The 17,298-nt window shown below is 68.2% G+C and carries 18 protein-coding genes; 4 read left to right on the top strand and 14 right to left on the bottom strand.

What is annotated here, in order from left to right; genetic code table 11:
* Window positions 1–95: 95 nt before the first annotated feature.
* From AC5Y36_RS09270 to AC5Y36_RS09255, 4 genes are all read right to left on the bottom strand, one after another.
* The gene (locus AC5Y36_RS09270; protein ID WP_500040586.1) at window positions 96–989 is read right to left on the bottom strand and encodes a phosphatidate cytidylyltransferase; all 894 of its coding nucleotides are present in this window, start codon (window positions 987–989) and stop codon (window positions 96–98) included.
* A 22-nt stretch (window positions 990–1,011) separates the two neighbouring features.
* On the bottom strand, window positions 1,012–1,569 hold the full coding sequence (gene frr / locus AC5Y36_RS09265) for a ribosome recycling factor (RefSeq protein WP_500040585.1): 558 nt from the start codon (window positions 1,567–1,569) through the stop codon (window positions 1,012–1,014).
* 15 nt (window positions 1,570–1,584) lie between these two features.
* A complete protein-coding gene (gene pyrH / locus AC5Y36_RS09260) occupies window positions 1,585–2,337 on the bottom strand; it encodes a UMP kinase (protein WP_500040584.1) in 753 nt (250 codons plus the stop codon).
* A 131-nt stretch (window positions 2,338–2,468) separates the two neighbouring features.
* Window positions 2,469–3,155, bottom strand: coding sequence for a class I SAM-dependent methyltransferase (locus tag AC5Y36_RS09255; RefSeq protein WP_500040583.1), 687 nt, complete (start codon window positions 3,153–3,155; stop codon window positions 2,469–2,471).
* 46 nt (window positions 3,156–3,201) lie between these two features.
* On the opposite strand from AC5Y36_RS09255, the gene AC5Y36_RS09250 reads away from it, so the two are divergent.
* Complete coding sequence (locus AC5Y36_RS09250) at window positions 3,202–3,651, top strand: MarR family winged helix-turn-helix transcriptional regulator (RefSeq protein WP_500040582.1); 450 nt, start codon at window positions 3,202–3,204, stop codon at window positions 3,649–3,651.
* Here AC5Y36_RS09250 and AC5Y36_RS09245 read toward each other — a convergent pair.
* From AC5Y36_RS09245 to rpsB, 3 genes are all read right to left on the bottom strand, one after another.
* Window positions 3,630–5,051 carry an amidase gene (locus AC5Y36_RS09245; RefSeq protein ID WP_500040581.1) on the bottom strand — a complete coding sequence of 474 codons (1,422 nt, stop codon included), beginning with the start codon at window positions 5,049–5,051 and terminating at the stop codon, window positions 3,630–3,632. The genes AC5Y36_RS09250 and AC5Y36_RS09245 overlap by 22 nt on opposite strands.
* 110 nt (window positions 5,052–5,161) lie before the next feature.
* Window positions 5,162–5,977 (bottom strand): translation elongation factor Ts, encoded by an 816-nt coding sequence (gene tsf, locus AC5Y36_RS09240; RefSeq protein ID WP_500040580.1) that lies wholly within the window; start codon window positions 5,975–5,977, stop codon window positions 5,162–5,164.
* 1 nt (window position 5,978) lies between these two features.
* Window positions 5,979–6,803 carry a 30S ribosomal protein S2 gene (gene rpsB, locus AC5Y36_RS09235; protein ID WP_500040579.1) on the bottom strand — a complete coding sequence of 275 codons (825 nt, stop codon included), beginning with the start codon at window positions 6,801–6,803 and terminating at the stop codon, window positions 5,979–5,981.
* A gap of 232 nt (window positions 6,804–7,035) precedes the next feature.
* On the opposite strand from rpsB, the gene AC5Y36_RS09230 reads away from it, so the two are divergent.
* Window positions 7,036–7,521, top strand: coding sequence for a M23 family metallopeptidase (locus tag AC5Y36_RS09230; RefSeq protein ID WP_500040578.1), 486 nt, complete (start codon window positions 7,036–7,038; stop codon window positions 7,519–7,521).
* An 80-nt stretch (window positions 7,522–7,601) separates the two neighbouring features.
* Here the strand turns inward: AC5Y36_RS09230 and AC5Y36_RS09225 are convergent, their stop codons facing one another.
* Genes AC5Y36_RS09225 through AC5Y36_RS09215 form a run of 3 tightly spaced genes read right to left on the bottom strand, consistent with a single transcriptional unit; the run spans window position 7,602 to window position 10,544 of the window.
* The gene (locus AC5Y36_RS09225) at window positions 7,602–8,504 is read right to left on the bottom strand and encodes a tyrosine recombinase XerC (protein WP_500040577.1); all 903 of its coding nucleotides are present in this window, start codon (window positions 8,502–8,504) and stop codon (window positions 7,602–7,604) included.
* Between the two features lie 32 nt (window positions 8,505–8,536).
* Entirely contained in the window at window positions 8,537–9,697 is a 1,161-nt protein-coding gene (locus AC5Y36_RS09220; RefSeq protein WP_500040576.1) for an alpha-hydroxy-acid oxidizing protein, read from the bottom strand.
* A 4-nt stretch (window positions 9,698–9,701) separates the two neighbouring features.
* Window positions 9,702–10,544 (bottom strand): siderophore-interacting protein, encoded by an 843-nt coding sequence (locus tag AC5Y36_RS09215; protein ID WP_500040575.1) that lies wholly within the window; start codon window positions 10,542–10,544, stop codon window positions 9,702–9,704.
* 71 nt (window positions 10,545–10,615) lie between these two features.
* On the opposite strand from AC5Y36_RS09215, the gene AC5Y36_RS09210 reads away from it, so the two are divergent.
* A complete protein-coding gene (locus AC5Y36_RS09210; RefSeq protein WP_500040574.1) occupies window positions 10,616–11,632 on the top strand; it encodes a DUF2804 domain-containing protein in 1,017 nt (338 codons plus the stop codon).
* A 7-nt stretch (window positions 11,633–11,639) separates the two neighbouring features.
* Here AC5Y36_RS09210 and dprA read toward each other — a convergent pair whose 3' ends face one another.
* Genes dprA through AC5Y36_RS09195 form a run of 3 tightly spaced genes read right to left on the bottom strand, consistent with a single transcriptional unit; the run spans window position 11,640 to window position 14,673 of the window.
* Window positions 11,640–12,779 carry a DNA-processing protein DprA gene (gene dprA, locus AC5Y36_RS09205; protein ID WP_500040573.1) on the bottom strand — a complete coding sequence of 380 codons (1,140 nt, stop codon included), beginning with the start codon at window positions 12,777–12,779 and terminating at the stop codon, window positions 11,640–11,642.
* Window positions 12,776–14,287, bottom strand: a complete 1,512-nt coding sequence (locus tag AC5Y36_RS09200) for a YifB family Mg chelatase-like AAA ATPase (RefSeq protein ID WP_500040572.1) — start codon at window positions 14,285–14,287, stop codon at window positions 12,776–12,778. The genes dprA and AC5Y36_RS09200 overlap by 4 nt, the downstream gene beginning before the upstream one ends.
* On the bottom strand, window positions 14,287–14,673 hold the full coding sequence (locus AC5Y36_RS09195) for a YraN family protein (protein WP_500040571.1): 387 nt from the start codon (window positions 14,671–14,673) through the stop codon (window positions 14,287–14,289). Before AC5Y36_RS09195 ends, AC5Y36_RS09200 begins: the two co-directional genes overlap by 1 nt.
* 214 nt (window positions 14,674–14,887) lie before the next feature.
* On the opposite strand from AC5Y36_RS09195, the gene AC5Y36_RS09190 reads away from it, so the two are divergent.
* A complete protein-coding gene (locus AC5Y36_RS09190) occupies window positions 14,888–15,973 on the top strand; it encodes a tellurite resistance/C4-dicarboxylate transporter family protein (RefSeq protein ID WP_500040570.1) in 1,086 nt (361 codons plus the stop codon).
* A gap of 150 nt (window positions 15,974–16,123) precedes the next feature.
* On the opposite strand, the gene AC5Y36_RS09185 is transcribed toward AC5Y36_RS09190, so the two are convergent.
* The gene (locus AC5Y36_RS09185) at window positions 16,124–17,203 is read right to left on the bottom strand and encodes a DUF190 domain-containing protein (RefSeq protein WP_500040569.1); all 1,080 of its coding nucleotides are present in this window, start codon (window positions 17,201–17,203) and stop codon (window positions 16,124–16,126) included.
* Window positions 17,204–17,298 lie beyond the last annotated feature (95 nt).

Genomic DNA, 17,298 nt, shown 5'->3' with positions numbered 1-17,298 from the left:
CGTTCGCCGAGAAGACGCGTACCAAACCGCACGGTCGGCAGCCATTTTCATCCTCCACCACCGGTGAGGCCCCGGATGTCTGTCCCCGGGGGTCCTCAGGGCAGTACGGTCAGCACGATCCACGTCGTGACCGCCGCGGGCAGCAGGCCGTCGAGGCGGTCCATCATGCCGCCGTGGCCCGGCAGCAAGCGGCCCATGTCCTTGATGCCGAGGTCACGCTTGATCTGTGATTCCACCAGGTCGCCCAGGAAGCCGGTGATCACCAGCAGCAACCCGAGCGGTAGCCCCACCCACCAGTCCTTGTTCGGCACCAGGTAGGTGACCGTCAACACCGCGCCGGGTATGCCCAGCAGCAACGACCCGACCAGCCCCTCCCATGACTTCTTCGGGCTGATCGCCGGAACGATCGGATGCTTGCCGAACAACACCCCCGCCGCGTACCCGCCCACATCGGAGCAGACCACCGGCACCAGCAGGCAGAACACCCGCCCGGCCGCATCGTGGTGGAACACCCCGGGCTCGCGGAAGACCAGTAGGATTCCAAAGGCCATGAACAGCGGAACCCATGCCGCCAGCAGGATCGTCGCCGATACATCGCGCAGGTAGTTGACCGGGGTGTGGTTCAAACCCTGGTCGACCAGGCGCCAGATCAGGCAGATCACCACGGTGCCGCCGAACGCGGCCAGCACACCGGTGGGACCGAATGGCCAGGCCAGCCACGCCATCGCCTGACCGCCGAAGAACAGCGGCAGGAAGGGCACGTCGTAGCCGCCTTCGCGGAGCCGGCGGACCACTTCGTGGGTGGCGATGGCGCTGGAAACCGCCAGAATCACCACCCACATCGTCGGCGCCCAAATCGCCGCGTAGACCAGCATCGCGGCCAGCACCAGGCCCACCGCGATCGCCACCGGCAGATTGCGCCCGGCACGCGACGTTCTGGCAGCGGAGCCGCTGGCGTCCCCGGATGTACCGGTTTGAGTGTCTGCCACGGGAATGGTTACTGGGCGGCCGCTAGACCTCCAGCAGCTCGCCTTCTTTGTGCTTGACCAGCTCATCGACCTGGCTGACGTACTGCTGGGTGGACTTGTCCAGATCCTTTTCGGCCCGGCCGACTTCGTCCTCGCCGGCGTCGCCGTCCTTGCGGATGCGGTGCAACTCCTCCATCGCCTTGCGGCGGATGTTGCGCACCGAAACCTTGGCGTCCTCCCCCTTTGCCTTGGCCTGCTTGACCAGCTCGCGGCGGCGTTCCTCGGTCAGCTGCGGCACCGCGACGCGGATCACCGTGCCGTCGTTTCCGGGATTGACCCCCAGATCGGAGTTGCGGATCGCGGTCTCGATCGCCTGCAGCTGGCTGGCCTCGTAGGGTTTGATCACCACCAGCCGCGCCTCGGGCACGTTGATACTGGCCAGCTGGGTGATCGGGGTCATCGACCCGTAGTAGTCGATGGCGATCCGGTTGAACATGCCCGGGTTGGCCCGGCCGGTACGGATGGTCGCCAGGTCGTCACGGGCCACCGATACGGCCTTCTCCATTTTCTCTTCGGCGTCGAAGAGAGCCTCGTCTATCATGTTGCGCCGCTCCTGTCAGGTGGTGACCAGCGTTCCGATCTTCTCACCTGCGACCGCCCGGGCGATATTGCCGTCGGTGAGCAGGTTGAACACCAGGATCGGCATGCCATTGTCCATGCACAGGCTGAACGCGGTGGCGTCGGCCACCCGCAGCCCCCGGTCGATGACTTCACGGTGGCTGATCGCGGTCAGCAGTTCGGCGTCCGGGTTCACCCGCGGATCCTCGGTGAACACCCCGTCGACGGCCTTGGCCATCAGCACCACCTCGGCGCCGATCTCCAGGGCCCGCTGGGCGGCTGTGGTGTCGGTGGAGAAGTACGGCAGGCCCATGCCGGCGCCGAAGATCACCACCCGCCCCTTTTCCAGGTGCCGTTGCGCCCGCAGCGGGATGTACGGCTCGGCGACCTGACCCATCGTGATCGCGGTCTGCACCCGGGTGTCGATACCTTCCTTTTCCAGGAAGTCTTGCAGCGCAAGGCTGTTCATCACCGTACCGAGCATGCCCATGTAGTCCGAGCGCATCCGCTCCATGCCGCGCTGCTGCAGTTGGGCGCCACGGAAGAAGTTGCCGCCGCCGATCACAACGGCCACCTGCACACCGTCGCGGACCACTTCGGCGATCTGGCGGGCCACCAGCGCCACCACATCGGGGTCCAGGCCGACCTGTCCGCCGCCGAACATTTCGCCGCCGAGTTTGAGCAACACCCGCGAATATGGGGGGCGGCCCCGGGTGGCCTGAGTGCCACCGGCGCTGTTGGGCTCGGTCATCAGGCTCCTCAGGCTCATGTCCACGCATGACAGCGCCATCGGAGGCCAATCACCCACGACGACAGGCTCTATCCTGCCGCATCACGCGGGTCGCGGCATGTTCGGGGTCGGCTCAGGCCGGCCGTCCCCGCTCAGCCCAGATGCGCCGACAACAGCCAGGCCGGTACGGACTTGCGTCCGTTGCCCTCGTCGCGCAGATCAGACACCGGGAACTCGGCGGAGGGGCCGTCGGGGAAGTTCGCGTGGATGCGCGCCGGGCGGATCTCATCGATCACCCAGTACTTGGCGACCACGTCACGCAACTCGTCCTCGGTGACCGGGTTGGGGCCGGGACTGTTTGGCATTCCGGCGCGGTCAAAGACCAGCACGAAATAGGACGCTCCGGGCGCCGCGGCACGCACGATCGACTGCTGATAGCCGTCCCGCAGCTCGACGGGCATCGAGTGAAAAAGTGTGCTGTCGATGATGGTGTTGAATCGGCCGTCATAGCCGGTGAACGACGAGATGTCGGCGACCGCGAAGGAGGCGTCGGTCAGCCCGCGCTTGGCGGCCTCGGCACGGGCCAGCTCGATGGCGGTCGGTGAAGCGTCCAGCCCGACACAGGTGTGGCCGCGTTCAGCGAGGTAGAGCGAGACCGCGGCCTCTCCGCAGCCGGCGTCCAGCACGTCACCGCGGACCTTGCCCTGCGCGATCAGCGCGGCGATCTCGGGCTGGGGCTCCCCGATGCTCCACGGCGGCCGCTGACCCACGCCGAACTGAGGGGTGTCACCGCGGTAGGCCGGTTCGAAATCGAAATCAAACTTCTGTGTTTCAGTCATGCCCTCCTGTGTATCAACCAGGTTGATATATGTCAAGATGGTTGATGTGGGCCTGACCGATAACGCGCCGCTCGGCTATTTGCTGCACCGGGTGGGGTCGGCGCTGCGACCGGAGGTGTCGGCCGCGCTGCGACCGCTGAGCCTGTCACTCACCGAATTCGTCTGCATGCGAATGCTTTCGCTGAATCCGGGGATGTCCAGCGCGGAATTGTCCCGCCAGGGCAACGTCACACCCCAGGCGATGAACACGGTGTTGCGCCAACTCGAAGACCGCGGTGCGGTAAGCCGACCGGCGACGGTGCCGTCCGGGCGGGCATTGCCGGCGACGCTGTCGCGTGAGGGTCAGGCGCTGCTCAAGCGCGCCGAGAACGCGGTGTCGATGGCCGACGCCGTGATCCTGGCCAAGCTGAGCAGCACCGAACAGCGCGAGTTCAAACGCATGCTGGAGTTACTCGGCTCCGATCATCCGGGCCCTCACTGCGACCTACCGGACTGAATCCGGGCCCACGGCCGGGCTTCTTCGAGTTCGTAGGCCAACTCCAGCAGCCGGGCCTCCGCGCCGGGTTCAGCGGCAAACATCATCCCCTGCGGCAGACCGGAAGCGCTCTGGGCCAGCGGCAGCGAGATCGCCGGATCCCCGGTGGCGTTCTGCAGCGGCGTGAAGGCGACCCAATCCATCAACCGGTCGATGATCTGCTGGTAGTCCGCGGTCGGATCCAGGTGACCGACCCGAGGTGTCTCGTGGGCCAGCGTCGGGGTCAGCAGCGCGTCGTAACCGCGGAAGAACCGTGCGCTGCGTCGCCGGGAAGCCGTCAGCCGGGCGATGGCCAACGGCAGCCGGTGCAGGTGCCGGGTGGCGTACTGGTCCAAACCCAACGTCAGGTTGTCCAGCTTGCTGCGGTCAAAGGACGGGCCGAACGTCCGCCGACCGCCGCGCACCAGTGCCGTCGCCAAAAACGCCCAGTAGAGCAGGAAGTCGTCGGCGAAGTAGGACGGAATCGGCGGGGAATCGACGTGCTCGACCCGGTGGCCGAGCTCCTCGAGCAGCGCTGCGGTCTTGAGCGTCAGCTCACGGACCTCGGGGCTGGCCTCTCGGCCGATCGAACGGGTGACGACGGCGATCTTGAGGCGTCGTTTGCCGGGTCCGGTGACATCGCCGACCGCGGGGAGCTTGGGGTGACGCCAGGTGTGCTCGGCTTCCCGGTAGAAGGCGGCGGTGTCGCGCACCGACCGGGTCACCACACCGTTGAACACGATCCGCACCGGCATCTGACGGAAGTCCTTGTCCAGCGGCAGCCGGCCCCGGGATGGTTTGAGGCCGACCAGTCCATTGACCGCCGCCGGAATACGGATGGATCCACCGCCATCGTTGGCGTGCGCGATCGGCACGACGCCGGCGGCCACGAATGCCGCCGACCCCGACGATGACGCGCCGGCGGTGTGATCGGTGTTCCACGGGTTGCGCACCGCCCCCAGCCGCGGGTGCTCGGCGGCAGCGCTGAACCCGAACTCGCTCAACCGGGTTTTGCCCAGCGCGTTGAGCCCAGTGGACAGGTAGAGCCGCGCGAAGTCGCCGTCGGCAGCGGCCGGGTGCGGATCCCAGGCGTCGGTGCCCTGCATCGTCGGCATGCCCGCGACATCGACGTTGTCCTTGACGAATGTCGGCACCCCGTCGAAGAATCCGCCGAACGGGCGGGCGGCCGCGGCCCGTTCCCGGGCCCGGTCGAACGCCGCATACGCCAGCCCGTTGAGGGCGGGGTTGACCTTCTCCAGTCGGGCGATGGCCGCCTCGGTGACCTCGGGACGCGAGACCGAGCCGGACCGGATGGCTTCGGTCAGCGCGACCGCATCGAGGTCGCCGAGCGCGTCCTCGCCGAAGGCGTGCACATGTTGCATCCCCCGACGCTAGCAGGGGTCTGCGGTGTCGCCGAGCGTGCAACCAGCGCGAAAAAGTGTGCCGAGCGTGACACCAGGTTCACGCTCGGCACACCAGGGTTTCGCGAGATCTAGTTCTGGCCGACCTCGAAGCGGGTGAAGCGGGTGACGGTCACACCGGCCTCGTCGAGCAGAGCCTTGACGGTCTTCTTCGAGTCGGACACCGACGACTGCTCCAGCAGCACGACATCCTTGAAGAAGCCGTTGACCCGGCCTTCGACGATCTTGGGCAGCGCCGCCTCCGGCTTGCCCTCTTCCTTGGCGGTCTCCTCGGCGATGCGGCGCTCGTTGGCCACCACGTCCTCGGGAACCTCGTCGCGGGTCAGGTAGCGGGCCTTGAGCGCGGCAATCTGCAACGCCACCGCATGCGCGGCATCAGTCCCGGAACCCGTGTACTCGACGAGAACACCCACGGCCGGCGGCAGGTCCGACGCCCGCTTGTGCAGGTAGGTCTCGACGGTGCCGCCGAAGTAGGCGACCCGACGCAGCACCAGCTTCTCGCCGATCTTGGCCGACAGCGCCTCGACGGCCTCGGCCACCGTGCGGTCGCCGACCTTGACCGCGTTGAGTGCCTCGAGGTCGTCGGTCTTGGCAGCCGCGGCGGCGGTGACCACCTCGTCGGCGAGTGCCTGGAACTCGGCGTTCTTGGCGACGAAGTCGGTCTCGGAGTTCAGCTCGATCAGCGCGCCGTCCTTGGCCGCAACCAGGCCCTCGGCGGTGGCGCGTTCAGCACGCTTGCCGACGTCCTTGGCGCCCTTGATCCGCAGCACCTCGACCGCTTTGTCGAAGTCGCCGTCGCTCTCAGCCAGGGCATTCTTGCAGTCCATCATGCCCGAACCGGTGAGCTCCCGAAGCCGCTTGACGTCGGCAGCGGTGAAGTTGGCCATCTCAGCCTTCCGTGATGGTGGTGGTGTCGGTGGTGGTCTCAGCAGCGGTCTCGGTGGCACCGGCCAGCAGTTCCTGCTCCCATTCGGCCAGCGGCTCGGCCGCATCAACCTCGGGCTTGCCCTCGCCGTTGCCCTGCCCGGCGCGGGCCTGCAGGCCCTCGGCGACGGCGGAGGCCATCACCTTGGTCAGCAGCGCCGCCGAGCGGATCGCGTCGTCGTTGCCCGGGATCGGGTAGTCGACCAGGTCCGGGTCGCAGTTGGTGTCCAGGATCGCGATGACCGGGATACCGAGCTTGCGGGCTTCGCCGACGGCGATGTGCTCCTTGTTGGTGTCGACGACCCAGATCGCCGAGGGCACCTTGTTCATGTCGCGGATACCGCCGAGGCTGCGCTCGAGCTTGTTCTTCTCCCGGGTCAGGCCCAGGATTTCCTTCTTGGTGCGCCCTTCGAATCCACCGGTCTGCTCCATGGCCTCGAGCTCCTTGAGCCGCTGCAGACGCTTGTGCACGGTGGAGAAGTTGGTGAGCATGCCGCCGAGCCAGCGCTGGTTCACATACGGCATGCCGACCCGGGTGGCCTCGGCGGCGATGGACTCCTGCGCCTGCTTCTTGGTGCCGACGAACAGCACGGACCCACCGTGGGCGACGGTCTCCTTGACGAACTCGTACGCCTTGTCGATGAAGGTCAGCGTCTGCTGCAGGTCGATGATGTAGATGCCGTTGCGGTCGGTGAAGATGAACCGCTTCATCTTGGGGTTCCACCGGCGGGTCTGATGCCCGAAGTGGGTGCCGCTGTCAAGCAGCTGCTTCATGGTTACAACAGCCATGATCGGCTATTTCCTTTTTCTTGTCGGTTGACGCCCGGCATCAGGTGAGGCCAGGCCCTGGTGTCTGCGGAGATGCCGAACCCGTGAGGGACCGTCGGCATCCGGTTGTGGTGCAGACACGCGAAGTCAGCCCGTTTACACGGACTGCGCAGGTGAGTTTACACGGTCCGAGCAGGTGCTTTGTCCACAGCACTGACTGGCCCGATCCGCGCGGGCGCGCTGCACTGGGCGGATGCGGTGGACGGTACTGCTTGTGGTGGCACTCGTGTGGGCGCCGCCGGCCCGTTCGGACCCGTTTCGGCTGGACTGGCCACTGCGGCCGCGACCGGCGGTGCTGCGGGTTTTCGATGCCCCGACGCCGGACTGGCAACGCGGGCACCGCGGCGTGGATCTGGCCGGTGCGGCCGGCGATCCGGTGTATGCCGCCGGGGCGGGGACGGTGGTGTACGCCGGACTGTTGGCGGGCCGGCCGGTGGTATCGGTGGCCCACCCGGGTGGCCTGCACACCAGCTACGAGCCGGTGTCGGCGGCGGTGCGGACCGGGCAACAGGTGGCGGCCGGGGCGCTGATCGGTTCGCTGGAGGCCGGACATCCTGGCTGTGCGCCGACCTGCCTGCACTGGGGTGCGATGTGGGGCCCGGCGGCGCGCGCCGACTACGTCGACCCGCTGGGGTTGCTGGCGGCCACGCCGATCCGGCTCAAGCCGGTGGGCGGTTAGCGCCTAGTGGCGCGAGAAGACACAAAAGTGCTCATTTCGGGCCGGAAATGAGCACTTTTGCGTCTTCTCGCGCCACTTCATCAGGCCCGGGGATGGGCCTGGTCGTGCACCGCACGCAGCCGGGCGACGGTGACGTGGGTATAGAGCTGCGTGGTCGCCAGCGTGGAGTGCCCGAGCAGTTCCTGCACGATGCGCAGGTCCGCGCCGCCTTCGAGCAGGTGCGTCGCCGCGCTGTGCCGCAGCCCGTGCGGCCCGATGTCGGGAGCGCCGTCGACGGCGGCGACGGTCTGGTGCACGACGGTGCGGGCCTGGCGGGGATCCAGCCGGCCGCCGCGGGCGCCCAACAGCAGTGCCGGGCCGGACGCCGCGGTGGCCAGCTGCGGACGTCCGCCGGCCAGCCATGCCTGCAGCGCTTGCGCTGCCGGCTCGCCGAACGGCACCGTGCGCTGCTTGTCGCCCTTGCCCAGTACCCGCAGCACCCGACGCTCGGTGTCGATGTCGTCGACGTCCAGGCCACAGAGCTCGCTGACCCGGATGCCGGTGGCATACAGCATCTCGACGATCAGCCTGTCCCGAATCGCTACTGGATCACCTTGTTCCGCACCGGATTTCGCGGCAGCCATGGCGTCCAGGGCTTGATCCTGGCGCAGCACCGCCGGCAACGTGCGACGGGCTTTCGGGAGCTGCAGGCGCACCGCCGGATCCGAGGACAACAGCCCGCGTCGGGTCGCCCAGGCGGTGAACATCTTGACCGCCGAGACGCGTCGGGACACCGTGGTGCGGGCCGCGCCGGCCCCGGACTGGGCAGCCAGCCAGGAGCGCAGCAGCGGCAGGTTCACCGCCGCGAGGCCGCCGCCCGGCGCCCGGTCTTCCACGAACGCGAACAGCGACCGCAGATCACCCAGGTAGGCGCGACGGGTATGCACAGAGCGGCCCCGCTGCAGGGCCAGGTACTCGTCGTACTCGTCGAGGATCGCGTCCACCCCACCACCGTCGCAGACGCGGACCGACGAGGTCAGCCGACGCGCCGCAGCGCCTGCGGGGTCAGGTCCCTCAGCGCGGGATAGCCGTCGACGGCCATGATCAGGTCGGCTTCGGCCAGCAGCGAGCGCAGCACATGGACAATCCCCGCTGAGCCGCCCAGCGCGAGCCCGTAGGCGTAGGGCCGGCCGATCCCGACGGCGGTGGCGCCCAGGGCGAGCGCCTTGACGATGTCCGCGCCGCTGCGGATCCCGGAGTCGAACAGCACCGGCAACCCGTCGGCGGCCTCCACCACGTCGGGCAGGCAATCCAGTGCCGCCAGCCCGCCGTTGGCCTGCCGTCCGCCGTGGGTCGAGCAGTAGATGCCGTCGACCCCGCCGTCCTTGGCGCGGCGCGCGTCGTCGGGATGGCAGATGCCTTTCACAATCAGCGGGAGACTGGTCAGCGACCGCAGCCACGGCAGGTCGTCCCAGGTCAGTGGGTGACCGAAGGTTTGCACCCAGGCCAGCACCGCGGCCTGCGGGTTCTCCTCGGGTGGCTGCGCCAACCCGGCACGAAACACAGGGTCGCTGGTGTAGTTGGACAGGCAGTGCCCGCGCAGTTGCGGGAAGTTCGAGGTGGACAGGTCACGCGGACGCCAACCCGGCACCCAGGTGTCCAGGGTGACGACGATCGCTTTGTAGCCGGCCGCTTCGGCACGCTGCACCAGACTGGCCGCAAGCTCCCGGTCCTTTGGCGTGTACAGCTGGAAAATCCCTGGGGTATCGCCGAATTCGGCTGCGACATCTTCCAGAGGATCAGCGGTCAGCGTGGAGACCACCATCGGGACCCCGGTGGCCGCAGCAGCCCGGGCGGTCGCAAGGTCGCCGTGACCGTCGCCTGCGCAGATGCCGATCACGCCGATGGGCGCCATGAATACCGGCGAGGGCAGCGTCATACCGAACATCTCGACCGACAGGTCGCGTTCGGCCGCACCGACGAACATCCGCGGGATCAGCCCCCAGCGCTCGAACGCGGTCACATTCGCCCGCTGGGTGTGTTCGTCGCCGGCACCGCCGGCCACATACGACCAGACCGATGGCGGCATCGCCGCGTGTGCCCGGGATTCCAACTCCGCGTACGCCATCGGCAGCGACGGGATGACCCCACCCAGACCCTGCAGATAGATCTCGAACTGGTAGTCCCCGTAGGCCATGGCGTCACCCTCCGTTGGTTGCGGCTTCTGCTTCGGCGAGTTGTCTCTTCCACTGCCGGAAGGTTTCCTCGGTGCGTCCGCGGCGCCAGTACCCGGAGATGGACGCCCATTTGGCGTCGACGCCACGAACCTTGCGGATGTAGGGCCGCAGGTTGTGCATCACCGTCTGCGCCTCGCCGTGGATGAAAACCTGCACCTGCCCGGGTAGCCACGGTGCGGCGGTGACGGCTCGGATCAGCGGGGCGTGGTCCCCGGCGTGGTCGTCGGCGACCAGATCGGCCCGCCCGCCCCGGTGGATCCAGTTCAGCTGCACACCCGGTGGCCGCGTCAACTCGATCTCGTGCCCGGGCCGGGCGATCTCGATGAACACCTGACCGATCGCGTTGACCGGCAAGGCTTCCAGTGCCACCGAGATCGCCGGGAGCGCACTCTCGTCGCCGGCCAGCAGATGCCAGTCGGCACTGGGGTCGGGTGCGTAGGCGCCGGACGGACCCATCACGTAGACGGGTTGTCCGGGCTGCGCACCGGCCGCCCACCGACCGGCCGTCCCGACGTCACCGTGCGTCACCACGTCGATGCTGACCTCCCCGGCCACCGAATCGCAGCGGCGCACCGTCAGGGTGCGAACGACGGGCTGATGCTCGGCGAAACTGTCCTGGGTCAGCGGCTGCGGCAGCGTACCGGCGTCGACATCGGGGGCGACGAACACGATCTTGACGTAGGAGTCGGTGAACCCGCTGGGGACGAAGGTGTCGAACCCGGCACCCCCGAGTACCACCCGCACCATGTGCGGGGCGAGTTGCTCGGTACGGACCACTGCGAAGGTATGTACGGGTCGACCTGCCACGAGCCGACTATACGAGTAGGTGCATAAGCTCGGGCGGTGGCGACAGTCGTCGGGACATCGTGGAGCCGGTGATGGCGCGCGAATTGACCGGCCCGGTGTCGCTGACCGGTCCGGACGGGCGCCTGAATCCCGACGCGGTCGGGTGGGCGCGGCGGCCACTCGTGGACACCAGCGGCCTCGGCCGTTCGCCCGGACGGGCGTGGGGACGCACCAAGCGCTGGGAGTACTGGAATGTCACCACCCCGACGCACATCCTCGCGCTCACCGTGGCCTCGATCGACTACGCGGCCATCCACGAGGTGTGGGTCTTCGATCGCTGCACCGCGCGGTCACACCGCGGCGCGTCGGTGGTGCTGCCCGCGTGGAAGGTGCAGCTGCCCCCGCGGATGGACGCCGCGCCGTGTCGCGTCAGGACCAGACGCCTTCAGATCGACATCGATCCGACCGAGCCCGCTACCGCGGCGAGCTCGGTGCATCTGCGAGCACGCATTCCCGGGGTGTCGTTCGACATCACCGCAACCCGCCCGCCGGGGCACGAATGCCTGGCCATGGTGGTGCCGTGGGACGCGACACGCTTCCAATACACCGTCAAGGATGTCGCGTTGCCGGCGTCGGGCACGCTCACGATCGACGGCACCAGCCATGTGCTTGCCGAAGGACAATCCTGGGCGGTGCGCGATCACGGCCGCGGCCGTTGGCCGTATCGCACGCGGTGGAACTGGGGTGCGGGCTCGGGTGTGTCGAACGGTCACACCGTCGGCGTGCAGGTCGGCGGCCGGTGGACCGACGGGACCGGGCAGACCGAGAACGGGCTGATCGTGGACGGGCGGCTGCACAAGATTCACGAAACGCTGAGCTGGGACTACATCCCGGGCAACTGGATGCGTCCGTGGCGGGTCCGCGGGGGCGGACTCGACGCATTGTTCACGCCGTTCTACGACAAGGCCGCGAACGTCAACCTCGGGGTGCTGTCCTCGCGTGCCGACCAGTGCTTCGGCCACTGGTCGGGGACGTTGGCCACCGTTGAACAGACCGTCGTGTTCGACGACATCCTCGGGTGGGCCGAGGATGTGCGGCACCGGTGGTGAGAGCCACTCAGGTCGCGCGACCACGCAGGATGCGCCAGCCACCGTCGCGACGCTCGACCAGTCCAGCCAACTCCAGCATCGCCAGCGGTCCCAGCACCTGTTCGGGTATCAGTCCGGCGGCCACCGCGATCTGTTCGACGGTGCTGGCCCGCCGCGCGGGTAGCGCCTCGTAGACACACCGCTCGGTGTCGCTGATCCCGTCCAGCGGTGAACTGGGCCGCGGCAGTTCGGGAGCCAATTCGCCTACCCGGCCGACCAATTCCACCACCTCGTCGGCCCGGGTGATCAGTTCCGCCCCGCCGCGCAGCAGCGCGTGGCAACCGGCGGACGCCCCGCTGGTCACCGGGCCCGGCACCGCACCCACCACCCGGCCCAGCATCCGCGCCCACGCCGCGGTGTTGGCGGCACCGCTGCGCACCCCGGCTTCCACCACGACCGTGGCACCGGACAGCGCGGCGACCAACCGGTTACGGGTCAAGAACCGGTGCCGGTACGGCCGCAACCCGGGCGGGTATTCGCTGACCAGCAGCCCGTGCTGACCGATACGGTGCAACAGCGACGAATGTCCTGCCGGATAGGCAATGTCGAGACCGTTGGCCAGGACCGCGATGGTCAGGCCGTCGCAGGCCAGCGTCGCGCGATGCGCCGCGCCGTCGATGCCGAAGGCACCACCTGACACGACGGCGACGTCGCGCTCGGTCAGGCCGGCAGCCAGGTCGGCGGACATCTGTTCGCCGTAGCCGGTGGCGGCCCGGGTGCCCACGATCGCGGCGGCGCGCTGTGCCACCTGGTCGAGCCGCAACGGCCCCCGCGCCCACAACACCAGCGGCGGTCGGCATTGCGGCTTGTTCCGGACGTCGGGGCCGGTGAACGCGGTGAACGCCAGCGCAGGCCACTCGTCATCATCCGGGGTCAGCAGGCGACCACCGCAGCGGGCCAGCCATGCGAGATCTTCTGCCGCCCGGTCGATCCCACGTCTGGCCTCGGTGCGCTGGGCGAGTTCGGCATCGACCTGGCCGCTTCGAATCCGCTCAGCGGCCCGCACCGCACCCACCCGGGCGACCAGCGCGGCCAGTTCGGGGCAGGGCGGCTCGGCGACCCGGGACAGATACGCCCACGCCTGCAATGCGGTCTGGTGGTCGTTCATCGGGACGCCCCGGACTGACGGAAACTCAGCGCGACCGCAACGTCGTCACGCCCGGGTGAAGCCCGGCCGGCCAGGTCGGAAATTGTCCATGCGACTCGCAGGCAGCGATCGACGCCTCTGATGGACAGCAGTCCGCGGTCCAATGCGGTTCGCAACGGTTCCATCGCCGTGGTGCTCAGCCGGAAGTCGCGTCGCAGTAGTGGGCCGCTGACCTCGGCGTTGGTCCGACAGCCATAGGGTGCCCACCGTTCAGCCGCGCCGACGCGAGCTCGAGCCACCCGGTCGCGCACCTGCGCGGTGGTCTCGGCGGCGGTGGGGGCGAGCGCGTCGGTACGCACCGGTTGCATGTCGACCCGCAGGTCGACCCGGTCCAGCAGCGGACCCGATAGCCGCCCCAGGTAGCGTCGTTTCTCCATCGGCTTGCACATGCAATCCGCGGGTTTGGCCGGTGCACAGGGGCACGGGTTGGCGGCCAACACCAGCTGGAACCGGGCCGGATAACGGGCCACGCCGTCGCGTCGGGCCAGCCGGATCTCGCCATCCTCCAACGGTGTTCGTAGTGCTTCCAAAACGCTGACCCCGATCTCGGCGCACTCGTCAAGGAACAGCACCCCGCGGTGGGCCCGACTCACCGCGCCCGGCCGGGCCATGCCGGACCCGCCGCCGACGAGCGCGGCCACCGTGGAACTGTGGTGCGGGGCGATAAACGGTGGCCGGGTGATCAGCGGCGTGGTGTCCGACAGCATGCCCGCCACCGAATGGATCGCGGTGACTTCCAGCGACTCGTCGTCGGACAGCGTTGGAAGTAAACCTGGAAGACGTTGGGCCAGCATGGTTTTCCCCACTCCGGGCGGACCGGTCAACATCAGGTGATGCGCTCCGGCCGCCGCCACCTCGACAGCGAATCGGGCGTGTGTCTGTCCGACCACATCCACCAGATCGGCCGTCGGTTCTGCCACCGTAGGTGCGGCGTCGACCCGGCCCTCCAGTTGCGCCACCCCTTCTAGCCAGGCCTGAAGTTGCCGCAGACTGCGCACCCCACAGACTTCGATGCCGTCGACCAGGCTGGCTTCGGCGAGGTTGGCTGTCGGGACCACGACGGTCGGCCACCCCTCCTCTTTGGCAGCCAATACCGCCGGCAACACCCCGCGCACCGGCCGGACTCGTCCGTCGAGCGCCAGCTCCCCCAGTAACACCGTCTTGGCCAGCCGGTGCCAGGCCCCGTTGCGACTCGCCGAAAGGACCGCCGCCGCCAGCGCGATGTCGTAGACCGACCCCATCTTGGGCAGGGTCGCCGGCGACAAGGCCAACGTCAGCCGCGACATCGGCCAGCTGTTGCCGCAGTTGGTGATCGCAGCGCGCACGCGATCGCGAGACTCCTGCAACGCGGCGTCGGGCAAACCCACCAGGTGCACGCCCGGCAGGCCGGAGGTGATGTCGGCCTCGATTTCCACGATCGCGCCGTCCAGCCCGCGCACGGCAACCGAGAACGCCCGCCCCAACGCCATCAGCCAATCCCTTCCAGGTGGCTGATCTGCGGGCAGCCCGCGGCATCCGGCACGGCGGACCATCGAATCCGCACCCGAACCACGTCGATCCGGATTGCTGTCCAATGCCGGTCCTGGCCGGCAAGCCACAGCAAGGCCAGCAGGCGCAGCCGGCGCACCTTCCGCGGTGTCACCGCCTCCTCCAGACCACCGAAGCCGTCACCGGTGCGGGTCTTGACTTCCACGAACACCAGCGTGTCGGTGACAGGCTCGACGGCGATCACATCCAGCTCACCGCGCGGGCAGCGCCAGTTGCGTGCCAGAATCTGCAGCCCGCGCCCGGTGAGGTGCTCAACGGCCAGCTGCTCCCCCAATGCGCCCAGTTCGGTGCGTGTCCACGTTGCCATGCCGTCAGGGTGCTGGAAAGCAACGACGGAGTCGGCGCGGACGAACCCGAAAACGGCACGGTGAAGCCGATTTATCCCCAGTCGGGATTTCATCCACAGCACGCAGGCACTCCGATTCGGCACGCTGCGGTCTACTGTCCTGCATCCTTAACCGGCCGAGGGCTATACCCTACGGTCCAGGCTATCCGGCCTGGACACACCTGGAAGAGGATCGATGACGGCTGCTGAGAGCGCACGGTTCGCGCAACGCTCGGACGCGATCCGCGATGCGGTGCGCACCCTGAACCCGGGTTATTTCGCTCTGGTGATGGGGACCGGCATCGTATCGATCGCGATGTATATCCAGCACGTGTACGTGCTGTCCACTGTGCTGATGGTGATCGCCTGCATCGCCTACCTGGTGCTGGTCGGCCTCAACGGGGTGCGGCTGATCGCTTTCCGCGCCGATATCGCCGGCGACTTGGCAGACGCCCGCCGCGGGTTCGGCCTCTTCACCTTCGTTGCCGCCACTGAAGTGGTCGGGGCCCGGCTCGCCGTCGACGGGCACTACGGCCTGGCCGTCACCCTGCTCGCCATCGGCGGCGCAGCATGGCTGGGGCTGGGCTACGTGGTGCCCTGGACCGCCGTACTGCACCGCGCGCGACGACCGGACTCGCCACCGCTGGAAAGTGCGAACGGCACCTGGTTCATCTGGGTCGTCGCCAGCCAATCGGTTGCGGTGCTGGCGGCCACGCTGGAGCCGGTGTTGGAGGGCGATCGCCGCGAGCTTGCCGTACTGGCGGTGTTCTCCTGGTCCGTAGGCGTGTTTCTGTATGCGGCGGCCGGCGGGTTCGTCGCCGCTCGACTGCTGCTCTACCCGCTGAGCCCCGAGGACCTCACCCCGCCGTACTGGGTGGCGATGGGGGCCACCGCGATCACCGTCGTCGCCGGTGCCCGCATCGTCGAGATGGCCGACGCACCGATGGTCGACGTCACCCGCGGTCTGATCGCGGGCACGTCGGTGGTGTTCTGGGCGTTCGGCACCTGGCTCATCCCGCCGCTGATCGCCGCCGGCATCTGGAAACACGCGATCCGGCATGTCCCACTGCGCTATGAGGCGACCCTGTGGAGTGTGGTGTTCCCGCTGGGGATGTACGGGGTGGGCGGACAGTACCTGGGGCACGCCGACCATCTGCCCATCGTCGAGCACATCGGCCGGAGCGAGTCGTGGATCGCGCTGACGGTGTGGGCCATCACCTTCGTTGCGATGCTGCGCCACCTGGCCCTCACCTTGCGGGCCGGCGCGCCCACTCAGCCCTGACCCGCTGTCGCCGCTTGACCACGGATTGACCGCAGCACAATCCACAGCAGCGGCACCGCGGCCACGCTGAACGCGACGACCGCCCCCAGCGGCACCCCGATAAGCGCCCCGATGGCGGTACTGCCGGCGAGAGTGCGCGGCGGCCGGGCATCAGTAGCGGTAGTGGGCCATGCGCGGTCCCCCGTCGCGCAGGTCGCCGTCGACTGACACCAGCGCCGGCACCATCTCGCTGGTCACCAGACCCTGATCAGCGGTGAGTTCATCGACCACGTCGAAGCAGCCGGCGATGTTTTCCGGGGTGTCGACGACGATGGTGACAACGGGGACGCCGCGCGACAGCTGGAACAGTTTGTCGCCGTGCGGCGCGTGGCCGCCGTGAAACCCCCATATCCCGCGTAACACGGTTGCGCCGTGGGAGGTTTCCCGCTGCCGCAGTCGCTGTACCAGGGCCCGATGGATCGGCAGGCCGTCGTGGCGCGCTGATTCGTCGGTGTAGACCATCAGCTTCTGCCACAGCGGAAGGCCGTGCTCGTCGGTTCCGGGCAGAGCGTGTGGACGTTCGAATCGTTCACCGTCGCGCTTGCAGACCCGGACTCGTTCCAAAGTGATCAGCGGCTGGCGCAACAGCCGCTCGAGTTCAGGCAGTAACCCGGCGATCCGGGCGCCGCTGCCGACGGCGATGATCATCAACGGTACATCGGTGTTGCTGTGGAAGAAGCGAGCGCGGCGACGCTGCCCGTGGGAAGTCCCGTCGACACCCAGAAACACCGATACCCCGGCGAGCCGGCGCTGGTGCATCAGGTCGCACAGCGCGAGATAGGCTGGTGCACCACCGATCTGCTCCTTTCGGCCGACGTAGATCGCGAGCTTGATCGCCTCGTTCAGTTCGTCGGCAAACTCGATGCGACCGATCTCGCCGCGCACCAGGCGGGCACGCTCCAAGGTCGTCAGCGCACGTTTGTCGATGGCGTAGAACGGCTCGAGCAAGGCTTCGATTGCCGACCTGGTGTCCACCGCGATGACCGCCACGGGCGGGTCCTCGGACAGGCTCAACGACTGGTCGCTGCGCAGGTGATGGCGGGGGCCGAAGCCGCCGATCCCACGCAAGACGATGCTCGACGCGATGCGCCGCGACCCGTAGAGGTCGAGCATCACGTCGGCCAGGAAGCGGCCGCCGGTGCGCTGACGCTCGTCGAAATAGACGCTGAGTTTCAAACAGTCGTCGTTCATCGATGTCCACCACCGGCCACCCCACCACCATAGGACCGTCACCGCTGCACGCGGAAGCGATCGACCTCGACGTCGAACATCAGCAAACTGTTGAA

Source organism: Mycobacterium sp. NGS50 (genome assembly GCF_059812545.1).
This window is presented reverse-complemented; position numbering and strand designations above follow the sequence as displayed.